Below are 21,105 nucleotides of genomic sequence, written 5' to 3'. Positions count from 1 at the left end.
GATGCCGTCGTGAAGCAGATGATCATGGCCGCCGTGCTGGCCGGCACGCTCGCCGCCTCGGGCTGCTCCTACCAGACCGCCGGGTCGCCGCAGGGCGGAATGCGGCTCGCGGCCGACTTCACCGACGTGCAGAACCTGGCCGTCGGGCACGCCGTCCAGATCAACGGCGTCCGGATCGGCACGGTGACCGGCATCCGGCTCATCGGCACCGGCGCGTCCTCGCGGGTCCGGGTGACCATGTCGCTGAAGAAGGGGCTCAAGGTGCCGCAGGGCACCTCCGCCGAGCTGTCGATCACCTCGCTGCTCGGGGAGAACTTCGTCGGGCTCCTCCCGCCGCGCGGCGGCCTGGACGGCGGGCCCTTCCTGCCCGAGGGCACCGTGCTGGCCTCCACCCGGGTCGTGCCGGCGTTCGAGCAGGTGGTGGGCAAGGCGGCGCCGCTGCTGGAGGCGGTCTCCGCCGGCGACGTCGGGACGATCGTCGACGCCGGCGCCGCCGCGTTCGGCGGCAGGGGCGAGCAGCTCGCGACGATGACGGGCCAGGTCAACGACCTGGTCGCGCTGTTCGCCGCGCAGCGGACCCGGCTGGACTCGGCCGTGACGCATTTCGCCCGTCTCGGCCGCACCCTCGCCGCGAACGAGAAGCAGCTCGCGCGGCTTCCGGGCGGCCTCGCCGAGGCGACCCGCGTGCTGGAGCGCAACAAGGACGAGATGATCGACACGCTCGACAAGATCACCGACCTGGTCGGGGCGATGGACGACACGGTGCTGCTCGGGCGCCTCACCGAGATCCGGCAGATGGTCCGGCAGCTCGGCCCGTTGCTCCGGACGGTGGCCGCCGACAACTCCAACCTGGGCGAGCTCATCGCCAAGATGGAGAACTTCGTCACCAGGCTTCCGAAGGGCGTCTTCAACGGCCAGCTGCTCACCTATCCGGTCCTCAAACCGGTCGTGTCCAAGAAGGCCGGCGGCGCGACCGGCCCGCCGCAGGCGGCCCAGCTCATCACCTCGCTGAACAGGCTGATGGAGAGGCGGGGGGCATGACCCGGCGGATCGTCGTCAACCTCGTCGTCTTCTGCCTGCTCGGCCTGCTGCTGACGGGCTGGGCGCTGGGCAACGTGGTCACGCTGAACTTCCCGGAGCGCTACTACCGGCTCGGCGTCGAGTTCGAGTCGTCGCCCGGCCTGCAGCCGGGCTTCGACGTCGCCTACCTCGGCGTCGCCGTGGGCAGGATCCACTCCGTGCGGCTGGAGGGCCGCAAGGTGGTCGCCGATTTGGACATCGACCGCGGGCAGCGCATTCCCGGCAACGCCGTCGCGGTCGCGGGCCGCAAGTCCGCGATCGGCGAGCCGTACGTCAGCCTCGAACTGCCCCCCGGCGCCACCGGCGGCCCGCCGATGCGCCGCGGCGCGGTGATCCCGCTGGCCCGCACCAGCGTCGCGGCGTCCTACGACGAGCTCTTCACCGCCGCCAACGAAGCGGTCACCGGCCTGAACGCGGCGGACCTGCGGACCGTCAGCCGCGAGCTGGCCGCCGGCTGGGACGGGCGGTCGGACTCGCTGCAGAAGATGGTGGACGGGACCGGGCAGCTCACCGGGACGTTCGCCAGGAACAGCGAGGTCCTCGACGGGCTGATCGGCGAGCTGACGACGACCACGACCCTGCTCACCGCGAAGCGGGGCGAGCTGGCGGGAGGGCTCGACGACTTCTCCCGCGTGATGGACGCGCTCGCGCAGAACGACGAGGAGCTCAGGCGGCTGACCGAGCAGGCTCCCGGGCTGCTCGGCAAGTTCGACGCGATCCTGTCGCAGACCCGGCGGCAGAACGACTGCACGCTCAAGAACCTGGGCACCGTGATGCCCGTCATCCTCGACGACCGGTCCATCAAGTCGCTCGAATACGCCGAGTCGCACGCGACGGAGATGACCGAAGTGCTCAGGATGGTCGCCCCGCCGGACGAGGAGCCGGCCAGCCTGCACATCGACTTCGTCGTCACCGGCGACAAGCCCGCGCCAGCCCCCGAGTACCGGAACCTGAAGCCCCTCCCGGACGTCGGCTCCGTCCCGGCGTGCGCGGGTGTGCGGGTGCCATCACCGAGGAAGGGGGCGGCGGCGAAGGGCACGGAGTCGCCGACGACGTCCGGCGCGGGAGCGACCACGGACGGCGTCGCCGTGCGCAACACCTCCGGCACGAAGGACGACCCGGGCCCCAGCCCGTGGCTGATCTACCTCCCGCCGCTGATCGCACTGGCGATCCTGATCGTCACCACCCGCCGGACGCTCGTCGTCGTCTGGCGGAGCCTACGCCGACGCACCCCTGGAGCCTGACATGACGTCCGAACCGGCGAAGAAGCCTGGAACGCGGGTCGAGCCCAAGTACGAGGACGACCTGCGGGAGCTGTTCGAGCGGTTGCTGCAAGGCGCCCGGATCCCGGCGGATCCGGGGAGGAGCCCGGCCGACCCCGCCGAGGACGCGGCGGACGAGGAGGCGGCGGACGGGCGTGCGGCGCAGGACAAGGCCGAGGAGCAGGAGAAGGACGAGGCCGAGCCCGCGGTCGAAGCGGAGTCCGCCGAAGCGGAGAAGTCCGGCGAAGCGGAGAAGCCCGCCGAGGCGGAGGGGCCCGCGAAGGGGCGGCTTCGCCGCTGGGCGGCGCCCGCTCTGGCGGTACTGGTCGCCGCCGCCGTCGGCGCCTCGGGGTTCTTCGCCGGGCGCGTGACGAGTGCGGACGAGGACGCGCCGCGGCGGCAGGTGGCCGTGCGCGCCGGGGAGATCGCGAACACCCTCTACAACTACGACTACCGGCAGGTCGACCGGTACCTGAACCGGCAGGCGTCGGTGATGACCGTGAAGCTGGCCGACGAGGCCGAGCAGAGTCGGGACACGATCTCGGCCATCATCACCGGCGGGAAGCTCGTCTGGACGTCCCGCGTCACCCGGGTCTACGTGGCCGACCTCGCCGGCACGTCCGCCTCGGTGATCGTCGAGCTGAACGGGAAGGTCACCAACAGCAAGGGGATCTCGAACCTGACCGGCACGGTGATCCGCTTCCAGCTCGCCAGGGAACGCGGGCGCTGGCTGGTCTCGAAGGCGCCGGAGACCCTCTCGGTGGGCAACGAGTCGGCGACCGACCTCAAGGGCAAGCCGCTGCCGAGCGCGTCGCCCTCGGCGTCGCCGAAGAAGGATGAGCCGTGACGGCGGTCCGCGTGGCGATGGGCAAGGGGATCTTCGCGGGTGTGCGGTCGTGACGGAGTCGTCGCTCGACCGGATGATCGCCATCTTCGACGTCCCGCCGGTCGAGGAAGCGCCGGCCGAGGAAGCGCCGAACCGCTTCCTGGGCGACAGCGACGGCGGGGGACGGCGGGTGGTCGACGGCAGCCAGATGCTGGCCCAGTGCCTGGTGGCCGCGGGTAAGGCCCTTCCCGGCCGGACGGTGCGTTCGGCGCACGCGATGTTCGTGTCCGCCGCCGACCCGGAACGCCCGCTGGAGTTCACCGTCGCGCCGGTGCGTGCGGGACGCTCGTTCGCCGGCGCCGCCGTGACCGTCGGGCAGGGCAAGCGGACGTGCGCGGCCGCCAACGTGTTGCTCGACCGTCCGCATCCCGACGTGATCCGGCATGACCGGTGGACGGGCCCGCCGGTGGCCGGACCGGACGCCGCGTATCCCGTCCGCATGCCGCTGCGAGGCAGGGAGCTGCGCCTCGACGGCGTACGCGATCACAACAGTCCCGACGAGGTCGGACCGCCGACCCTGGACGCCTGGCTCCGCTACGACACCGTGCCGGACCGCGATGACCTGCGCCGCGCGCTGCTGGCGCATTTCACCGGTCACCTGTCCATCTCCACCGCGATGCGCCCGCATCCCGGGGTCGGCACGTCCCAGGCGCATCGCACGCTCTCGACGGCGCCCCTGGCCATCGCGGTGAGCTTCCATGACCCGGTGGAGTGGGACGGCTGGATCCGCTACCACCACGAGAGCGCCTACGCCGGTGCGGGCATGGCGCACGTCCGCGGCCAGGTGCTGACGGAGGACGGGCGCCTGCTCGCATCGTTCACCCAGGACGCCATGATCCGCGCGTTCGACGCCGGCGCGTCGCCCGCGGCGTCGATGCCGGTCGAAGCCCGCCTGTGACCGGGGCGGGCCGGCGGCGACGCCGGTCGCCCGGACGCAAGGTCAGCTCCGGACCGGGGGCTCCAGACCGTAGAGCCTGGTCGCGGTGTGCTGGAGCACCTTGCCCACGATCTCGTCGGAGAGCCCGGCGAGCGATTCCTCGATGACGTCGCGCGGGCTCGGCGACTCCGAGGCCGGGCCGGGGGACAGGCTCGTGGCGTGCGGGAAGTCGGTCTCGAACATGAGGTTGTCGGCGAGTTCGTCGATCACCGCCCGCACCGACTTGCGCTCGAACCAGTACATCCCGAAGATCTGCCGGCGCAGGTACTCGCTCGGGAGCATCCGGTCGGGGTAGTCCTTGTGCGCGCCGACGTTCAGCCACTGCCAGTCCATCGTCTCCCCGAGGAACGGCAGCCACCCGGCGCCGTTCTCGACCGAGACGAACTTCAGGTCCGGGTAGCGGTGGCAGACGCCGCTCAGGATGACCTCGGCGATGTTCTGGGCGTTGCCCAGCAGCACCAGCGAGCTCTCCCGGGTGAAGTCGAGCTTCTTGGACTGGTCGACGGCGCCCTTGAGGTCCTCCGGAGCCGCGAGGAAGCCGACGTGGAAGTTCATGCTGAGGCCCATCTCCTGGGCCTGGCCGAGGAGGGGCTTCCAGTAGTCGTCGACCAGCCGGGGGAGGCCGACCTTGTCGTAGCGCGCGGCGAAGAGCACGCCCTTGTGGCCCATCTCGTGGGCGCGCCTCATCTCGGCGACGGACTCGTCGATGTCCCAGAACGGGAGCATCATCATCGGGATCAGCCGCCGCGAGTCGGCCGAGCAGAACTCCACGAGCCAGTCGTTGTAGGCCCGGACGCACTCGGTCGCCAGTTCGCGCGGCATCTGGTTGAGGAACACGTGGCTGTGGAACCCGAGGATGTTCGGATACATGAGCTGGTAGTAGACGCCCACCTTGTCCATGTAGGCGAGGCGCTCCTTCGGGTCGAGCGCCGCCGGGAGCGCCTCGGAGAGCCGCTTCGGGTGGGAGGGCGGGAACTCGGGCCAGCCGGCCTGGGCGAAGGCGCCGGCGCCGTACAGCTTCCGGTCGCCGATGTACCAGTAGTCCTCCTGCCGCCGTTCGTGGAACCGCACGTGGGGGACGAGGTCGCCCCACTTCGAGGAGACGCGCGAGGTCCAGAGGTCGGCCGGTTCGATGATGTGGGAGTCGACGTCGGCGACCGCGTACCGCTCGCAGAGAGCGACTCCTGCCGCGTCCTGGTCGGCCATGGCGCGTGGCTCCTTCCGCCCGACTGTTAGGAAGCGTTCACTCACTTACTCTAGGGTCGCGCCCTGGACGGCGCAACGGTCACGGGACGGCGCGACGGCTTGCGCCCGGTTCGGGGACGGCGCGCAGGTGCGGGGCCATCATCAGCGGGGTCACGCTGAGCACGCCGGACTCGACGGGCAGGACGGCGCCGGTGATCCACCGCGCCTCGTCGCCGGCGAGGAACGCGGCCGCCCAGGCGACGTCCCAGCCGTCGCCCGGCGTCCCGAGCAGGCCCGCCTCCGAGCGCATCGCGTTCATGAACTCCGCGCGCGGTCCCGGCGCGGTCACCGACAGCACCATCGGCGTGGTGATGTGGCCCGGCGCGATCGCGTTGACCCGGATGCCCTGCCGTCCGTGCGAGTACGCCATGTCGATCGTCATGGCGATCAGGCCGCCCTTCGCCGCCGAGTACGCCACCGTCCCGTCGCCCCGCAGCGCCGAGATCGACGCGATGTTGACGATCGAGCCGGAGCCCTGCGCGGCCATCACCGGCACGGCGTACTTGGACGCGAGGAAGGCCGTCCGCAGGTTGATGTCGAGTGCCCGGTCCCAGTCCTCCTCGCTCGTGTCGACGACCGTCCCGAGCGCCGCGCGGCCGACGTTGTTCACCAGGACGTCGACCGTCCCGAACGCGTCGACGGCCGCGCGGACCATCGCCTCGCAGCCCGCGGCCCGGGTGACGTCGGCGGCGAACACCTCGGCCTTGCCGCCCTCGTCCTCGATCATCCGCCGGGTCTCCTCGGCGCGCTCGGGGTGCAGGTCGACCAGCAGCACGCTCGCGCCCTCCCGGGCCAGCGCGACCGCGGTCGCCTTCCCCGTGCCGATCCCCGGACCGGGCGTCGACCCGGCCCCCGTCACGATCGCCGCCTTGCCCTCGACCCGTCCCGCCCGCTCCGCCATCTCGCGATCCCTTCGGTGTCGTCCCTGCCCGCCGCTACCAGCCGGTCAGCAGCGCCGCGCCCGCCTCGATGCCGCCGACGCTGGTCACCGCCGCGACCCGCGCGCCCGCGACCTGCCGCGCGCCGGCCTCGCCGCGCAGTTGGCGCACCGCCTCGGCGGTGTGCCCGAACGCCGCGTGCAGGCGGCCGCCCGACAGCTGGCCGCCCCAGGTGTTGAGCGGCAGCTCGCCGCCGAGGGCGATGCGCTCGCCGCCGTCGACGAACGCGCCGGCCTCGCCCGTCCCGCAGAAGCCCATGGCCTCCAGCCACCACACGACCTCGATGGTGAAGCCGTCGTAGAGCTGCGCGACGTCCACGTCCCCGGGACGCAGGCCGGTGCGCGCCCACATCGCGCGGGCGGCGCCGTGGCCCACCCGGCCCATGTCCTCCCACTGCTCCCACGACGGCCGTCCCTCGACGACCCCGGCCATCACCTCGATGCGGACCGGCGCCCGCAGGTCCGGCGCCGTCTCGGCCGCCGACACGACGATGGCGGTGGCGCCGTCGACCGGGACGTCGCAGTCGTACAGGCACATCGGCGACGAGATCATGCGCGCGCCGAGGTAGTCGTCCAGGGTGAGCGGCGCGCGGTACACGGCGTCCGGGTTGAGCCCGGCGTGCGCCCGCTGGGTCAGCGGGATCCAGGCCAGCTGCTCGCGGGTGACGCCGAACTCGTGCATGAAGCGGGTGGCGTACGGGGCGACCTGGACGACCGGCGACAGCATCCCGATCGGCAGCAGCCAGGCCAGCGGGCCCTCGGCGGCGGGCTTGGTCGAGCCGTACGCCGGACGTCCCCCGGCGGCGCGCGCCGCGCTGCCCTCCTTCACGGTGCGCCAGATGACGGCGTGGCGCGCCTGGCCGGTGGCGACGGCCTGGGCCGGTCCGTAGAAGGGCAGCGCCATCCCCTCGACCACGCCCTGCCGCCAGGTCGTCGTGATCCGCAGCGCGTCCTGGACCTCGTAGAGGTTGCCGCCCGCGTAGCCGGGCAGGTTCGCCGCGCCGCCGCCCGGGAACATGGCCAGGCCGTCGATGTCGCCGACCGTCAGGCCGGCGTCCTCGACGGCCGCGAGGACGGCGTCGAGCGTGAGCTGCAGGCCCGAGCGGTCGAGCCGGCGGCCGATCGCGGACTGGCCGATCCCGGAGATCACGGCCCGGCGCTCGAACAGCTCGGTGCCCCTCACGGGCCGCCGCCCCCCACGATCGCCCCCGTCACGAGCCGCCGCCGTCCGGGACGGCCAGGAAGCTGGGGATGGCGAAGCCGCCGGGGCCGGGCTCGAAGCCGACGGCGACCGGCATGCCGATGGCCGTCTCCTCCGGCGCGCAGCCGCGGATCCGGCCCGCCACCCGCACGCCGGGACGGCCGGGGAACTCCACCAGGACGATCGCGTACGGCACCTCCAGGCCCGGCAGCCAGCGCTGGTGGTTGACGGTGAAGCTGTAGACGCGGCCGGGGCCGGTGATCTCGGCGGGCTCCATCGTCCGGGCCCGGCAGCGGCGGCAGATCCCGCGCGGCGGGAAGGACTCGGCGCCGCAGGAGGAGCAGCGCTCGACGACCAGGCGCCCCTCCCGGGCCGCCGCCCAGAAGGGTTCGGTCTCCTCGGTGACGGCGGGAGGTATCCCTGTCGTCGCGTCCATGCGTCCCCTCGGCGGGCCGGGCCGGCAAACGGGCAAACAAAGGAAGTGTTCGCTCACTATACGTGCTTCCATAAGAAAGTGAGCCTTTGCTATCTTCGGCCCGTCGGTGCTGTCCGGCGCCGGCCCGAGCACCACTCGCGAAGGAGCCCGGGTTGCCAGACGATCGCATCATCCTCGGAGCGGCGGCGATCCCGGAGCCGGACCGGCACTGGCTGGCCGCGGCCGAACGCCTCCCGGTCGGGTCGCTCTGGCAGGGCGGCCACGTCCTGCCGCCGAGCGCGACCGGCGAGGCGATCACCCGCCTCGCCCTGCTGACCGCCTGGACGGAGCGGGTGCGCGTGGGCGCCGCCGTCCTCGTCCTGCCGCTCTACCATCCGGTGATCGCGGCCAAGCAGCTGGCCGACCTCGACTCCCGGTCCGGCGGGCGGGTCTCGGTCGGCGTGGGCGTCGGAGGGGAGTTCCGGGCCGAGTTCGAGGCCGTCGGCGTGCCGGTCGCCGAGCGCGGCGCCCGGACCGACGAGGCGATGGAGGTCCTCCGGTCGCTCTGGAAGGGCGGGCCGGTCACCCACCGGGGGAAGTTCTTCGGCTTCGACGACGCCGAGCTGCGCCCGGTGCGTCCGCCGGGGGCCGCCGGGGCGGCGATGCGGGCGGGCGGCCCCCCGCTGCTGGTGTCCGGCCGCAAGGAGCCCGCGATGCGCCGGGCCGCCCGGCTCGGCGACGGCTGGATGCCCTACCTGGTGTCGCCGGGCGCCTACGGCCGCTCGGTGCGCACCATCCGGGACGAGGCGCGGGCCGCCGGACGCGACCTGACCGGCTTCGAGTGGGCCGCGTACGTGTACTGCTCGATCCGCCGTGACGGGGACCGCGCCCGAGACGACGTCGCCGCGTTCCTCGGCGGCGCGTACGGCGGCAAGCCGCGCGCCATGCTCGACCGCATCGCCCCGGCCGGAACACCGGAGGAGGTCGCGGTCCGGCTCCAGGAGTTCGTCGACGCCGGAGCCCGGCACATCATCGTCTCTCCGGCCGCGCACGAGGACACCCTCGGCATCATCACGCTCGCCGCCGAGGAAGTACTCCCGCGCCTGGCCGTCGGCGGAGCAGCGCGGTGAGCGCCCCCGCCGGATCGCCGTGCGCCGGCCTCTCGGTCGTCGAACTCGCCGCCGGCACCAGCGACCTCGGCCTCGGCCCGGCCGGTGGGGTCCCCGGCATGCTCCTCGCCGGCCTCGGCGCCGACGTCGTCCGTGTGGTCGGCACGGAGCCCGCGCCCATCGACCGCGACCTGACGTGGAGCCGGGCCTGGCACCGCGACAAGAGGATCGTTGCCACCGACGACCGTGACGAGGTGTTCTCGCTGCTCCGCGACGCGGACGTGGTGCTCGCCTACGGACCCGAGGCGCTCGTGGAGGGGCGCGGCCTCGGCTACCGCGACCTGCGGGCGGCGAACCCGTCCCTCGTCCACGCCCGGTGCGGGCCGAGCCGGACCGCCAAGGGCGCCGTCGAGGACTTCGGCCTGCTGGTGGAGGCGAGCGCCGGGTTCTGCACCCAGCTCGCCGGCCACCGGCCGGGTCCGATCTTCGTCGACGTCCGGGCGTCCGGCATGGGCACGGCGTCGCTGCTCACCGGATCGGTGCTCGCCCTCCTGCGCCACCGCGCGCGGACGGGCGCGGGGGGCTGGGCCGAGGCCTCCCTCTACGACGGGATGCTCGCCACGCTCGGATGCATGATCGGCCGGTCCGAGCGCGCCGCACCCGAGATCGAGGGCTACTGGGAGAAGGGCTCGACGTTCCCGAACTTCCTCTACCGCTGCGCCGACGGCGAGCTGATCCAGGTGTGGTTCGGCGGCAAGGGGATGTACGCGAAGCTGATCGAGGTCCTCGGCGACGAGCCCAGCGCCGAGGGCTACTACACCGACCAGATGACCGGGAGGCTCGGCGAGCGCGCCGCGCGCTGGGTGTCGTTCTTCGCGACCCGGCCGCGGGACGAATGGGTCGGGCGCCTCCGGGAGGCCGGTGTCGCCTGCGAGCCCGTGCTCGGGCCCGGCGAGGCGCTGGCGGACCCGCATCTGGCCGAGATCGGGCTCGCCGTCGAGCGGCGGGACGGGGACCACCGGGACGTCCTCGTCGGCTCGCCGATCTCGGTGCTCCCGCTCGGCGCCGCGCCGCGCGACCCCGGCCGGACGGCCGCGCCGGCCCCTGGCGGCGCGGCGGGCCTGCTCGCCGGCCTGCGCGTCGCGGACTTCTCGGCCTTCGTCGCCGGCCCGCTCGCCGCCGAGATCCTCGCCGACCTCGGCGCGGACGTCGTCAAGGTCGAACCGCCCGGCGGCGAGGCCATGCGCGCCGCCGCGTACGCCGTCGCGGCGTGCCAGCGGGGCAAGCGGAGCCTCGCTCTCGACATCGGCGCGCCCGAGGCGCGTCCCGCCGTCGAGCGCCTGCTGCGGTGGGCCGACGTCGTCCTGCACAACTTCCGCGTCGGGGTCTCCGAGCGGCTCGGCATCGACGAGGAGACCGTCGCCCGGCTGAACCCGGACGCGGTCTACTGCCACGCCAGCGCCTTCGGCGCGTCCGGCCGCCGGGCGGCGCTGCCGGGCAACGACGCGCTCATGCAGGCGGTGACCGGCTTCGAACGGGCCGTGGGCGGCGCCGGCAACCCTCCGCTGGCGGCGACCTGGATCCCGATCGACATGACCGGGGGATGGGTCGCCGCCGCCGGTGTGCTGGCCGGCCTGTACGCCCGCGCGGCGGACGGCGCGGGACGCCGCGTGGCGACGAGCCTGCTCGGCGCCGGGATGCTGCTGCAGAGCGGCGTGTTCCTGCGCGGCGGCGAACTGGTGCGCGGCCCCGAACTCGACGCGCGGCAGACCGGCTACGGGCCCGGCTACCGCATCTACGAGGGGGGCGACGGCGGCTGGTTCGCGCTCGTCGTCCCCGACCCGGAGGGATGGCGGCGGCTGGCGGCCCTGCCCGAGGCCCGGGGGCTTCCGGCGGGCTACGCGCCGCTGCGCGGCGGTGCGGCCGACGCCGCCGCGCGGGAGGCCGAGGCGGTGCTCGAAGCGGCGTTCGCCACGGCGCCGGCGGCTGCGTGGGCGGACCGGCTGCGCGGGCTGGGCCTGCTCGCCGAGCCGATCGAGCCGCTGGACCGGGACGGCTTCCGGCGCGCCGTCCTCGACGACCCGGTGAACCGCCGGCTCGGCCGGGTGGTCGCGTACGAGACCCCGGACTGGGGGCGCTTCGAGCAGATCGGCCCGCTGCTGCGGTGCGGGCCGGCGGGCGGCGGCGGCCCCACGGCCGGGAGCGGCCCGCGGCTGATGCTCCCCGGGGTCGGCGACCACACGGTGGAGGTGCTCGCCGAGCTGGGCCTCGGCCGCGCGCAGATCGACGATCTGCTCGCGGCGAAGATCGCGCGGCAGGCGGAAGGCGGACCGGGGTGAACGGCGTCGAGCTGGTCGAGGAGATGGCGCGCCGGTTCCAGGCCGGCGACGTCGACGGAGCCTTCGAACTGCTCCATCCGGAGTTCCGCATCCAGCAGCCGGAGTCGCTGCCGCACGGCGGCTGGCACCGCGGCCGCGCCGGCATGGGGGAGATGGGCGCGGCGTTCGCGGCCCACTGGGACCGCACGATCGCCGATCCGCGCGTCCTCGGGTGCGGCGGCGCGGTCGTGCAGATCACCACGCAGACGTGGACGGCCAGGAGGACGGGCCGCGCGGCGACGGTCGACGTCGTCGAGCTGTTCTCCTTCGCCGGCGGGCTCGTCGCGGAGATCAGGGTCTTCCAGCAGGACACGCACCTGCTCCTCGCGACGCTGGACGGCCCACTCCTTGACACGCCGAAGCCCGCGATGGGACATTAATAACTGAGTACTCACTTGCTAACGGACTTCGTCGCCCGGCCGGCGCCCGGCCGACGGGCCGTCCGGAGGTGCACCGTGTTGGAGTATCGGCTGATCGACGCCGATGGGCACTACTACGAGCCCGACGACTGCTTCTCCCGCCACATCGAGGCGCGGTTCAAGGACGAGACGGTCCGCGTCGAGCGCGGCGCCGACGGCCTCGGGCGGATCTTCCTGCGCGGCCGGCGGACGTTCATGAGCGTCATGCCCGGCGACCACGCCTCGGCCCCCGGCGCGCTCCAGGGACTGTTCGCCGGCGGGGTCGCCGACGGGTTCACGCACCGCGAAGTGATCAACGCCCGGGACCACCCCGAGTTCACCGAGAAGCCGGCCCGGCTGGCGCTGATGGACGACCAGGGCCTCGAGGCCACGATCATGCTGCCCACCCTCGGCGTCGCGGTCGAGTACGACATGAGGGACGACGTCGAGCTCTCCTACGCGAGCCTCCGGGCGTTCAACCGCTGGCTGGAGGAGGACTGGGGGTACGGCGCCGACGGCCGGGTCTTCGGCGTGCCGATGCTGTCGCTGGTCGACATCGACCGCGCGATGGCCGAGCTGCGCCGGGTCATGGACGCCGGCGCCCGCCTCGTCTATCTCTGCCCGGGCCCGCAGGGGGGCCGCTCGCCGGCCGACCCGGTCTTCGACCCGTTCTGGGCCACCGTGTCCGAGGCGGGCGTTCCCGTCGTGTTCCACGTGTCCAACAGCGGCTACCAGCACTTCTACGGCACGCACTGGTCCGAGAACCCCGCCAATCCCTCGCACCTGCAGTCCCCGCTGCAGTGGGCGCTCTGCAACACCGAGCGGCCCGTCGTCGACACGCTCATCGCGCTGACGCTGCACAACCTCTTCGGCCGGCATCCGGACCTGCGGATCGTCTCGATCGAGAACGGCTCCAGCTGGCTCAAGCCGCTCTTCAAGACGGTCGACAAGGCCGCCGCGCTCGGCCGCCGCGGACCCATGATCGGGGGCGAGCTGCCGGCTCGCCCCAGCGAGGCCCTCGCCCGGCATCTGTGGGTCTGCCCGTTCCCCGAGGACGACGTGGACGAGCTCATCGACGCCATCGGCGCCGGCCACGTGCTGTTCGGCTCCGACTACCCGCATCCCGAAGGGCTCCGCGAGCCCCGCGACTACCTCCCCCGGCTCGCCGGCTGCGACGCCGAGATCACCCGCAAGGTGCTCAGGGGGAACACCGCGGGGCTGCTCGGCCTGCCCGACCCCGTGGCCGCGCGGTGAAGGTCGCCGTCGCCCACGCGGCCGGCCTGCCCCTCGTGGTCGAGGATCTTCCGGTACCGGACGTGGGGCCGCGGGACGTCCTCGTGCGCGTGACCGCGAGCGGCATCTGCCACACCGACCTCAACGTGATCGAAGGGCGGACCGCGCTGCCGCTCCCGATCGTCCCCGGGCACGAGGGCTGCGGGATCGTGGCGGAGACCGGGCCGGAGGTGCGCAGGGTCCGGGTCGGGGACCGGGTCCTCGCGTCGGTCTCGCCCGCCTGCGGTCACTGCCGCCGGTGCGTCGACGGCATGTCCAACCACTGCGAGCTCAACCCGGTGGTGAAGGCCGCGCCCCGGTTCGAGCTGGGCGACGGCCGCCTTGCCGCCGCGCTCTGCGGCTGCGGGACCTTCGCCGAGGCCATGGTCGTGCACGAGGCGTCCGTCGTCCCCGTGGAGACCGACCTCCCGGACGAGGAGCTCGCCCTCCTCGGCTGCGGCGTCACGACCGGGGTGGGCGCCGTCCTCAACACCGCCGCCGTCGTCCCCGGCTCCAGCGTCGCGGTGATCGGCTGCGGGGGCGTCGGCCAGTCGGTGGTCCAGGGGGCGCGCATCGCCGGCGCGGCGGTCATCGTCGCCGTCGACCCGGTGCCCGGACGCCGCGAGGCGAGCGTCCGCGCCGGCGCCACGCACATCGTCGACCCGGCGGCGGGCGACCCCGTCGAGCAGGTCCGGGAGCTGACCGGCGGGCACGGGGCCGACTACGCCTTCGAGGTCGTCGGGAGTCCCGAGCTCATGGTCCAGGCCTTCGACATGGTGCGGGTCGAGGGCACGGTGACGCTCGTCGGCATGCCGGCGGCGGGCGCGACCCTGACGCTGCCGGCCCTCCAGGCGGTCTTCTCGGGCAAGCGCCTCGCCGGTTCGGTCGTCGGCGGAGCCCAGATCCTGCGCGACTTCCCGCGGTTCATCCGCCTCGCCGAGGCCGGCAGGCTCGACCTGCGCTCGATGGTCTCCCGGCGCATCGGGCTCGACGAGATCAACGACGGCCTCGCCCTGACGTCCCGCGCCGAGGGCGTGCGGACCGTGATCGTCTAGCACCGGAGGAGAGGGCCACGATGGATTCCGGCGTGCCAGAGGCGTTGCGGCGGTTCGACCTGACCGGCCGGGTGGCGGTGGTGACGGGGGCGTCGTCGGGGCTCGGCGAGGTGCTCGCCCGGACGCTCGCGTCCGCCGGGGCACGGGTGGCCGTCGTCGCGCGGCGCCGCGACCGGCTCGTGAAGCTGGCCGGCGAGATCGGCGGTCTCGCGGTCGCCTGCGACCTGCTGGACGGCGACCGGGTGGCGGAGGTCGTCCCCCGGGTCGCCGCCGAGCTGGGCGGTCCCGAGATCCTGGTGAACGCCGCCGGCGACTTCGTCAACAGGACGCCCGCCGAGGAGGAGCCCCTCGACGGGGTGCGCCGGACGCTGGAGCTCAACCTGGTCGCGCCGTTCCGGCTGTGCCAGGACGTCCTCCCGCACATGGTCGCGGCCGGGCGCGGATCGATCGTGAACGTGTCGTCGATCAGCGGCCACGTCGGCGTCCCCGGCATCCCGCAGGCGTCCTACGCCGCGAGCAAGCGCGGGCTGTCGGGGCTGACGGCCGAACTGGCCGTGCAGTGGGCGCGGCACTCCGTCCGCGTGAACACCGTCGCCCCCGGATTCTTCCGCAGCGAGATCACAGACGCGATGTACGACGACGAGCGCTCCGGCGCCTGGCTGCGGCGCAACACCCCGCTCCCGGACGAGGGGACCGCCGAGGACTTCGCGGGGGCCGTCCTCTGGCTGGCGAGCGACGCCGGGCGGTACGTCACCGGGCAGACGATCGTGATCGACGGCGGCTGGACCGCCCGCTAGCCCCGCAGGTGCCGGCCGGAGCGGATCGCCTGCCGGGACGCGGCGGACGACACGTTCACCACGCCGTCGTCGAACCGGTCGAGCAGCAGCGACTGCGTGGCGGCGAGGTGGGCGCGGGCCACCCGCTCCGCCTCGTCCGCGCGCCCCGCCGCGATCTCCTCGACGATCCGCCGGTGGGTGCGGACGGCGCTCTCCGCCTTCGCCCTGGTGGGATACTCGCCCTGCCTGGTGAGCGCCTCCGCCCACGCCTCCTCCTGGACGGACCAGAGGGCGACGAGGCTGCTGACGACGTAGCGGACGGTCGCGTTCGGGGCGAACCCGACGAGCATGTCGTGGAACTCGCGGGCGACCCGCGTGAACGCGACCCCGTCGCCGACCAGCCCGGCGGACTCCTCGACGTTGGCGCCGAGCGCCGGGACGACGGTCTCGTTCCGGTCGGCCCGCGCCGCGCACTGGGCGGCGCACATCGGTTCCAGCGCCCGCAGCCCGGCGGCGAGGTCGCCGAGCGTGACGCGGCCGCCCTGGAGGGCGAGGCCGAGGTGGTAGGCGGCCGTCGACCCGTCGGGGCGGTGCACCTCGGCGCCGCCGACGCTGCCGCGCCGGACCGTCACGAGGCCCTCGGTCTCCAGGATCCGCAGCGCCTCGCGCACGGACGGATGGCTGACGCCGAACTCCTTGACCAGCTGGTCCTGGGTGGGGAGCCGGTAGCCGTCGGCGCCCGCCAGGATGCGGGCGCGCAGCTCCGCCGCGACGGTCTCGGCGATGCGGTGCTGCGCGACGGGCATGGCGGGAGTCTAGCCGGGCGAGAGAATATCGCAAGACTTGTAATCCTTATAATGATTGCTTACCGTCCCGCCATGGACTTCACGATGGGGAAGGCCGGCGCGGAACTCCGCGCGGAGCTGCGCCGGCTGGTGCCGGAACACGTCCCCCCGGACTTCCTCGGCGCGTTCACCGGCGACCCGGCGGACCTGGACGTCGCCCAGCGGTTCTGCCGGACGCTCGCCGGGCGCGGCCTGCTGTGCATGGCCTGGCCGGAGGAGTTCGGCGGGCGCGGCGCCTCGGTGTGGGAGCAGACCGTCGTCCGCGAGGAGATGTGGGCGCACCACGAGCCGAGGGGCGCGCAGTACATGGGCGTCAACTGGGTCGGGCCGACGATCATGCGGCACGGCACCGCGGAGCAGCGGCGCAGGCACCTGCCGCCGATCGCGCGCGGCGAGGTGATCTGGTGCCAGGGCTTCAGCGAGCCGGACGCCGGGTCCGACCTCGCGTCGCTGCGCACGGCGGCCCGGCGGGACGGCGACGGCTGGGCGGTCTCCGGCCAGAAGATCTGGACGTCGTACGCCACGATGGCGCAGTGGTGCTTCCTGCTCGCCCGCACCTCGACGGGGGAGCGGAGGCAGCAGGGCCTGACGATCTTCCTCGTGCCGATGTCCGATCCGGCGGTCGAGGTACGGCCCATCGACTGCATGATGGGCCCGCACCATCTGAACGAGGTCTTCTTCGACGGCCTCCGGGTGACCGAAGCCGACGTCCTCGGCACCGTGGACGAGGGCTGGAAGGTCGTCCAGGAGGTGCTGGCCTTCGAGCGCGTGGGCATCGCCCGCTACGCCCGCTGCGAGCGGCTGCTGCAGGCCGCGCCGGACGTGCTCGGCGAGGAGTGGGGCGGCCTCCCGGCGGAGCTGCGGGGCCGGTGGGCGCGGATGCTCACGCACTGCCGCCGGGCCCGCCTGCTCGCCTACCGCGTGGTGGCGCTGCAGAGCCGGGGCACGGTGCGGCCGGGGGACGCGGCGGCCTACCGGATCGCCGTGACCCGGCTCGACCAGGAGAGCGCCGAGGTGCTCATGGAGATCGCCGGGCTCGCGCCGCCCGGCGGCGACGCGGCACGGCGGTTCCGCCTCGCGGTGGAGGACCACTGGCGCTACTCGCAGGCCGCCACTGTCGCCTCGGGCAGCATCGAGATCCAGCGGATCCTGCTGGCCCGCGCCCTGCTCACCCCGGACAGGGCGGCGTCGTGAACATCGAGCTGAGCGCCGAGGCGACCGAGTACGGGCGGGAGGCGCTGCGCGCCATCGAGGCGGCCGGGGGAGACGGCCTGGTCCGGCTGGCCGAGCGCGAGCCCGGCCGCCGGGAGCACCTCGTCGCGCCCGTCCTCGCCGGGCTCGGCGCGTGGGACCTCGACCCCCGCGGCGACGCCGACGAGCTGGAGGCGGCCGCCGCGCTGTGCCGCAGCGCCGGATACCGGGCCGTCCCGTACCCGGTCGCGGAACGCCTGTCGCGGCCCGCCGGCCTCGACGTCGACGGCCTGGTCGTGGTCGCGGACTCCCGGCCCGCGGGCGCGGTGGCCGGCCTCCACCTGCGCTGGGCGGCGGTGACGCTGGGCGGTCGCCGCAGCGGCGCCGCCGCCCGCCCGCCGGACGCGCCGCCGCGCACGTCGGCGTTCGTCGCCGAACTCGACCTGCGCCCGCTCGACGGCGACGACGCGGACGGGACCGGGGACGTCGCACTCGGGCTGGTGCTGCCGTGCTGGACGCTCCTCGGGATGCTCGACCGGGCCATCGACCTCGCCCGCGAGCACGTGCTCGTCCGGGAGCAGTTCGGCCGGACGCTGTCGACGTTCCAAGGCGTCCAGTTCCAGCTGACGGACGCCGAGGTCGAGCGCAGCGGCGTCGAGATGCTCGCCAGGTACGCGCTGTGGAGCGTCCAGGACGGCCGTGACGAGGCGCTCGACGACGCGCTCGCGCTCCGGCTCGCGGCGATCGAGGCGGCCGACGTCGTCTTCCGCGTCGCGCACCAGGTGCACGGCGCGGTCGGCTTCTGCGACGAGGCGGCCCTGTCGTGGCTGTCCCGCTACAGCCGCCCGCTGCGGCGGCTGCCGTCCGGCCTGTCCGCGACCCGCGACCACCTGACGCGCCGGCTCGGCCGCCGCGGCCTGACCGGACTGTTCTCCGCCGTCCCCGAGGGGCTGACGCCGTGAAGTACGACCTTCCCGAGGAGATGACCGTCGAGGCGGACGGCCCGGTCCGCACGGTCACCATCGACCGGCCCGTCGAGCTGAACGCCGTGAACCCGGGCCTGCACTGGGCGCTCGCGAACGTCTGGCGGCAGCTGGCCGCGGACCGGGGGGCACGGGTGGTGATCCTCACCGGCGCCGGCCGGACGTTCAGCGCGGGCGGCGACCTCGGCTGGATCACCTCCTTCCTGGACGACCCGGCCGCCCGCGACGAGAGCATCCGCGAGGGCGCCCAGATCATCGAGGAGATGCTCCGCTTCCCGCTGCCCGTGATCGCCGCGGTCAACGGCCCCGCGGTCGGGCTCGGCTGCAGCGTGGCGATCCTGTGCGACGTCGTGCTGATGTCGGAGACCGCGCACCTCGCCGATCCGCACGTCGCCGTGGGCCTGGTCGCCGGGGACGGCGGCGCCGCGTTCTGGCCGCTGCTCACCCCCATCCTGAGATCGCGCGAGTACCTCTTCACCGGAGACCGCATCCCCGCGGCCACCGCCGTCGAGCTGGGGCTCGCCACGCGCGCCGTCGCCCCCGGCGACCTGCTCGCGGAGGCGAGGCGCCTCGCCGGCCGGCTGGCCGCGCGGCCGCCGGAGGCGCTCGCGGGCACCAAGCGGGTGGTCAACATGTTCCTCTCGCAGGCGCTGGCCGGCCCCCTGCAGGCCGGGTTCGCCGCCGAGGCCGCCACCATGCGGTCCGCCGAGCATCGGGAGCGGCTGCTCGCGCTCGGGCGGCAGGCGGGCCGGCGATGACGGCCCCGGCCGGCGACGCGACCGCCGACCTCGGCGAGTTCCGCGCCGCCGTGCGGCAGTGGTGCCGCGAGCACGTCCCCGCCGGCTGGCGGCCCGCGCAGACGGGAGTGCCGGACGCGGAGTTCGTCGGCTTCCAGCAGGCGTGGTTCCAGGAACTGCGCCGCGCCGGCTACGCCGTCCCGCACTGGCCGGCGGAGTGGGGCGGTGGCATGCCGGTCGCCCGGCAGGTCGTCCTCTACCAGGAGCTCGCCGCCCACGACGCGCCGCGGCCCGTCCTCGCCTTCGTCGGGATCCACCATGCCGCCGCGACGCTGCTCGCGGCCGGCACCGGCGAGCAGCGGCGGCGGCACCTCCCGGCCATCCTCGACGGGGAGGTCTGGTGCCAGGGCTTCTCCGAACCCGGCGCCGGATCCGACCTGGCGAGCCTGCGGACGACCGCCCGCGCCGAGCGCGGTGGCCATGTCGTCAACGGGCAGAAGCTGTGGGCGAGCGGCGCGCTGCACGCCGACTGGTGCCTGCTGCTCGCCCGCACCGACCCGGAGGCGCCCGCCCGGCGCGGCATCTCCTACTTCCTCATGGACATGCGCGCGCCCGGCGTCGACGTCCGTCCCATCCGCCAGGCGACCGGGGAGTCGCACTTCTGCGAGATCTTCCTCAACGACGTCTTCATCCCCGCGGAGCGGCTCGTCGGGCCCGTGAACGCGGGCTGGGGGGTGGCGCAGCGGACGCTCGGCGCCGAGCGAGGCATGACGATGCTCGAACTGGCCGAGCGGCTCGGCAACGCCGGCTTCCGCCGCCTGCTGGAGACGTGCGCCCGGCCGGGGCCCGGCGGGGAGTGCCCGATCGACGACGCGGCGGTGCGCGACCGGCTCGCGATGCTGGAGACCGAGGTCACCGGCCTGCGGGCGCTCTGCCGCGACCTGGTGGAACGCGTCGACGCCGGCGCCGCGGGTCCGGCCGACGCCTCGATCGTGAAGCTGTACTACAGCGAGCTGCTCCAGCGGATGATGGACTTCGGGGCCGGGATCGCCGGGCTCGCCGCCCACACCGAGCTCCGCAAGCCCCTGTCGAGCGGGTGGGAGTCGGGCGCCTGGGTCCTGGACTTCATCGGCTCCTGGGAGTGGACGATCCCGGGCGGGTCGAGCGAGATCCAGCGGACGATCATCGGCGAGCGCGGTCTCGGCCTGCCCCGAGAGCCGAGGGGGACCTGATGCCCGCCGACCTCTCCGAGCTGCACGACGAGCTTCGCGCGGTGGCCCGCGACCTGCTCGGGAAGGCCGCTCCCGGCGGCCTGATCGACTGGCGGTCGGCCGCCGGCTCCGGCTGGCTCGGCCTGGAGGCGCCGGAGGCGCTGGACGGCGCGGGCGCCACCTTCGCCGAGGTCGCGGTCGTCCTCCAGGAGATGGGACGGGCGGCGGCGTGCGGCCCGTACCTGGGCACGGCCGTCCTCGGCGCCGGGGCGCTCGGCCTGCTGGAGCCCGGACCCGGCCGGGACGCCCTGCTGCGCCGGATCGCGTCGGGCGACGCCGTCGTGGCCGTCGCGCTGCCGGGCGAGCACGAGCGCGCCGGCGCCGCGCCGTTCCGCATCGAACCGGCGCCCGGCGGGCCGCGGTTGCACGGCCGGGCGGAGTTCGTTCCCGACGCGAGCGAGGCCGGCCGGCTCCTGCTGCCCGCCCGCGACGCCGCCGGCGCGCTCGTGCTCGCCGACGTCGAGGCGGGGACCGCCGGGCTCGCCGTGGACGCCCGGCCGGTCCTCGACGCGACCCGCCGCTTCGGGCACGTGACGGCGGACGGCGTCGAGGTCGCCGCGGCGTCGGTGCGGCGGTTCGGCGCCGACCCGGAGGCCGCCGTGCGCAGGCTGTCCGAGCGCGCGGCGGTCGCCGTCGCCTGCGACAGCCTCGGCCTGAGCGAGGCCATGCTGGAGGCGACCGTCGCGTACGCGGGCGTCCGGGAGCAGTTCGGCCGCCCGATCGGCTCGTTCCAGGCCGTGAAGCACGCCTGCGCCGACATGCTCGTCCAGGTCTCCGTCGCGCGGCGGCTCGTCTCGGCCGCCGTGCGGGAGCTGGCCCACGCCGGCCTCGACGACCCCGGGACCGCCGCCGCGGTCTCGATGGCCAAGGCGTACGCGTGCGGCGCCGCGGTGGACATCGTCGGCAAGGCGATGCAGTTGCACGGAGGCATGGGCTACACGTGGGAGAGCGGCGTCCACGTCTACCTCAAGCGCGCCGCGCTCAACCGCTCGCTCTTCGGCTCCCCGGCCGCGCACCGCGGGCTGCTCGCCGAGCGGTACCGCCGGCCCCCGGACGGCGGGCGCCCCTGGCGTGCGGACGGGCCGCTGTCTACTATGTAGTGAGCGTTCGCTTTCATACGGCGGAGC

Annotated in this window: 20 protein-coding genes; 15 read left to right on the top strand and 5 right to left on the bottom strand. The window is 74.3% G+C overall.

Features of this window, described 5'->3' with window-relative positions; translation table 11 throughout:
* Positions 1 to 18: 18 nt before the first annotated feature.
* Genes SM418_RS08255 through SM418_RS08240 form a run of 4 tightly spaced genes read left to right on the top strand, consistent with a single transcriptional unit; the run spans position 19 to position 4,126 of the window.
* Complete coding sequence (locus SM418_RS08255) at positions 19 to 1,041, top strand: MlaD family protein (protein WP_371940128.1); 1,023 nt, start codon at positions 19 to 21, stop codon at positions 1,039 to 1,041.
* Entirely contained in the window at positions 1,038 to 2,324 is a 1,287-nt protein-coding gene (locus SM418_RS08250) for an MCE family protein (RefSeq protein WP_371940065.1), read from the top strand. The genes SM418_RS08255 and SM418_RS08250 overlap by 4 nt, the downstream gene beginning before the upstream one ends.
* A gap of 1 nt (position 2,325) precedes the next feature.
* Positions 2,326 to 3,189 carry a hypothetical protein gene (locus SM418_RS08245; RefSeq protein WP_371940064.1) on the top strand — a complete coding sequence of 288 codons (864 nt, stop codon included), beginning with the start codon at positions 2,326 to 2,328 and terminating at the stop codon, positions 3,187 to 3,189.
* A gap of 49 nt (positions 3,190 to 3,238) precedes the next feature.
* Complete coding sequence (locus SM418_RS08240; RefSeq protein ID WP_371940063.1) at positions 3,239 to 4,126, top strand: acyl-CoA thioesterase; 888 nt, start codon at positions 3,239 to 3,241, stop codon at positions 4,124 to 4,126.
* A gap of 42 nt (positions 4,127 to 4,168) precedes the next feature.
* Here SM418_RS08240 and SM418_RS08235 read toward each other — a convergent pair whose 3' ends face one another.
* The 4 genes from SM418_RS08235 to SM418_RS08220 all read right to left on the bottom strand — a co-directional run bounded on the left by SM418_RS08235 (position 4,169) and on the right by SM418_RS08220 (position 7,984).
* Positions 4,169 to 5,371: an amidohydrolase family protein gene (locus SM418_RS08235; protein ID WP_371940062.1), complete on the bottom strand. Its 1,203-nt coding sequence runs from the start codon at positions 5,369 to 5,371 to the stop codon at positions 4,169 to 4,171.
* 79 nt (positions 5,372 to 5,450) lie between these two features.
* Complete coding sequence (locus tag SM418_RS08230) at positions 5,451 to 6,311, bottom strand: SDR family NAD(P)-dependent oxidoreductase (RefSeq protein WP_371940061.1); 861 nt, start codon at positions 6,309 to 6,311, stop codon at positions 5,451 to 5,453.
* A gap of 34 nt (positions 6,312 to 6,345) precedes the next feature.
* Positions 6,346 to 7,530, bottom strand: a complete 1,185-nt coding sequence (locus SM418_RS08225; RefSeq protein ID WP_371940060.1) for a thiolase family protein — start codon at positions 7,528 to 7,530, stop codon at positions 6,346 to 6,348.
* Between the two features lie 28 nt (positions 7,531 to 7,558).
* Positions 7,559 to 7,984 (bottom strand): Zn-ribbon domain-containing OB-fold protein, encoded by a 426-nt coding sequence (locus SM418_RS08220; RefSeq protein ID WP_371940059.1) that lies wholly within the window; start codon positions 7,982 to 7,984, stop codon positions 7,559 to 7,561.
* A 152-nt stretch (positions 7,985 to 8,136) separates the two neighbouring features.
* Between SM418_RS08220 and SM418_RS08215 the strand changes: the two genes are divergently transcribed.
* From SM418_RS08215 to SM418_RS08190, 6 genes are all read left to right on the top strand, one after another.
* Positions 8,137 to 9,093 (top strand): LLM class flavin-dependent oxidoreductase, encoded by a 957-nt coding sequence (locus tag SM418_RS08215; protein ID WP_371940058.1) that lies wholly within the window; start codon positions 8,137 to 8,139, stop codon positions 9,091 to 9,093.
* A complete protein-coding gene (locus tag SM418_RS08210) occupies positions 9,090 to 11,411 on the top strand; it encodes a CoA transferase (RefSeq protein WP_371940057.1) in 2,322 nt (773 codons plus the stop codon). The genes SM418_RS08215 and SM418_RS08210 overlap by 4 nt, the downstream gene beginning before the upstream one ends.
* Complete coding sequence (locus SM418_RS08205; RefSeq protein ID WP_371940056.1) at positions 11,408 to 11,830, top strand: nuclear transport factor 2 family protein; 423 nt, start codon at positions 11,408 to 11,410, stop codon at positions 11,828 to 11,830. Before SM418_RS08210 ends, SM418_RS08205 begins: the two co-directional genes overlap by 4 nt.
* 75 nt (positions 11,831 to 11,905) lie before the next feature.
* Entirely contained in the window at positions 11,906 to 13,102 is a 1,197-nt protein-coding gene (locus tag SM418_RS08200; protein WP_371940055.1) for an amidohydrolase family protein, read from the top strand.
* On the top strand, positions 13,099 to 14,175 hold the full coding sequence (locus tag SM418_RS08195; RefSeq protein ID WP_371940054.1) for a Zn-dependent alcohol dehydrogenase: 1,077 nt from the start codon (positions 13,099 to 13,101) through the stop codon (positions 14,173 to 14,175). Before SM418_RS08200 ends, SM418_RS08195 begins: the two co-directional genes overlap by 4 nt.
* A 20-nt stretch (positions 14,176 to 14,195) precedes the next feature.
* On the top strand, positions 14,196 to 14,972 hold the full coding sequence (locus tag SM418_RS08190) for an SDR family NAD(P)-dependent oxidoreductase (protein ID WP_371940053.1): 777 nt from the start codon (positions 14,196 to 14,198) through the stop codon (positions 14,970 to 14,972).
* Here the strand turns inward: SM418_RS08190 and SM418_RS08185 are convergent.
* On the bottom strand, positions 14,969 to 15,757 hold the full coding sequence (locus SM418_RS08185) for a FadR/GntR family transcriptional regulator (RefSeq protein ID WP_371940052.1): 789 nt from the start codon (positions 15,755 to 15,757) through the stop codon (positions 14,969 to 14,971). The genes SM418_RS08190 and SM418_RS08185 overlap by 4 nt on opposite strands.
* 72 nt (positions 15,758 to 15,829) lie before the next feature.
* On the opposite strand from SM418_RS08185, the gene SM418_RS08180 reads away from it, so the two are divergent.
* From SM418_RS08180 to SM418_RS08160, 5 genes are read left to right on the top strand one after another with little or no spacing between them, the layout of a single operon-like run.
* Positions 15,830 to 16,990, top strand: coding sequence for an acyl-CoA dehydrogenase family protein (locus SM418_RS08180; protein WP_371940051.1), 1,161 nt, complete (start codon positions 15,830 to 15,832; stop codon positions 16,988 to 16,990).
* Positions 16,987 to 17,949: an acyl-CoA dehydrogenase family protein gene (locus SM418_RS08175; protein ID WP_371940050.1), complete on the top strand. Its 963-nt coding sequence runs from the start codon at positions 16,987 to 16,989 to the stop codon at positions 17,947 to 17,949. The genes SM418_RS08180 and SM418_RS08175 overlap by 4 nt, the downstream gene beginning before the upstream one ends.
* A complete protein-coding gene (locus SM418_RS08170; protein WP_371940049.1) occupies positions 17,946 to 18,728 on the top strand; it encodes an enoyl-CoA hydratase/isomerase family protein in 783 nt (260 codons plus the stop codon). The genes SM418_RS08175 and SM418_RS08170 overlap by 4 nt, the downstream gene beginning before the upstream one ends.
* A complete protein-coding gene (locus SM418_RS08165) occupies positions 18,725 to 19,939 on the top strand; it encodes an acyl-CoA dehydrogenase family protein (RefSeq protein ID WP_371940048.1) in 1,215 nt (404 codons plus the stop codon). Before SM418_RS08170 ends, SM418_RS08165 begins: the two co-directional genes overlap by 4 nt.
* Entirely contained in the window at positions 19,939 to 21,078 is a 1,140-nt protein-coding gene (locus SM418_RS08160) for an acyl-CoA dehydrogenase family protein (protein ID WP_371940047.1), read from the top strand. The genes SM418_RS08165 and SM418_RS08160 overlap by 1 nt, the downstream gene beginning before the upstream one ends.
* The last annotated feature ends 27 nt before the right edge of the window (positions 21,079 to 21,105 follow it).

It is taken from the genome of Actinomadura chokoriensis, from assembly GCF_041463665.1.
GTDB classification, from domain to species: Bacteria; Actinomycetota; Actinomycetes; order Streptosporangiales; family Streptosporangiaceae; genus Spirillospora; species Spirillospora chokoriensis_A.
Note: the sequence above shows the minus strand (reverse complement) of the source record. Positions and strands in the feature narration are given on the sequence as shown.

Excerpts from the sequence above, each read along its gene's own strand:
- SM418_RS08255 (WP_371940128.1), top strand. The coding sequence starts at position 19 with ATGATCATGGCCGCCGTGCTGGCCGGCACGCTCGCCGCCTCGGGCTGC.
- SM418_RS08250 (WP_371940065.1), top strand. The coding sequence starts at position 1,038 with ATGACCCGGCGGATCGTCGTCAACCTCGTCGTCTTCTGCCTGCTCGGC.
- SM418_RS08245 (WP_371940064.1), top strand. The coding sequence starts at position 2,326 with ATGACGTCCGAACCGGCGAAGAAGCCTGGAACGCGGGTCGAGCCCAAG.
- SM418_RS08235 (WP_371940062.1), bottom strand. The coding sequence starts at position 5,371 with ATGGCCGACCAGGACGCGGCAGGAGTCGCTCTCTGCGAGCGGTACGCG.
- SM418_RS08230 (WP_371940061.1), bottom strand. The coding sequence starts at position 6,311 with ATGGCGGAGCGGGCGGGACGGGTCGAGGGCAAGGCGGCGATCGTGACG.
- SM418_RS08220 (WP_371940059.1), bottom strand. The coding sequence starts at position 7,984 with ATGGACGCGACGACAGGGATACCTCCCGCCGTCACCGAGGAGACCGAA.
- SM418_RS08190 (WP_371940053.1), top strand. The coding sequence starts at position 14,196 with ATGGATTCCGGCGTGCCAGAGGCGTTGCGGCGGTTCGACCTGACCGGC.
- SM418_RS08185 (WP_371940052.1), bottom strand. The coding sequence starts at position 15,757 with ATGCCCGTCGCGCAGCACCGCATCGCCGAGACCGTCGCGGCGGAGCTG.
- SM418_RS08180 (WP_371940051.1), top strand. The coding sequence starts at position 15,830 with ATGGACTTCACGATGGGGAAGGCCGGCGCGGAACTCCGCGCGGAGCTG.
- SM418_RS08165 (WP_371940048.1), top strand. The coding sequence starts at position 18,725 with ATGACGGCCCCGGCCGGCGACGCGACCGCCGACCTCGGCGAGTTCCGC.
- SM418_RS08160 (WP_371940047.1), top strand. The coding sequence starts at position 19,939 with ATGCCCGCCGACCTCTCCGAGCTGCACGACGAGCTTCGCGCGGTGGCC.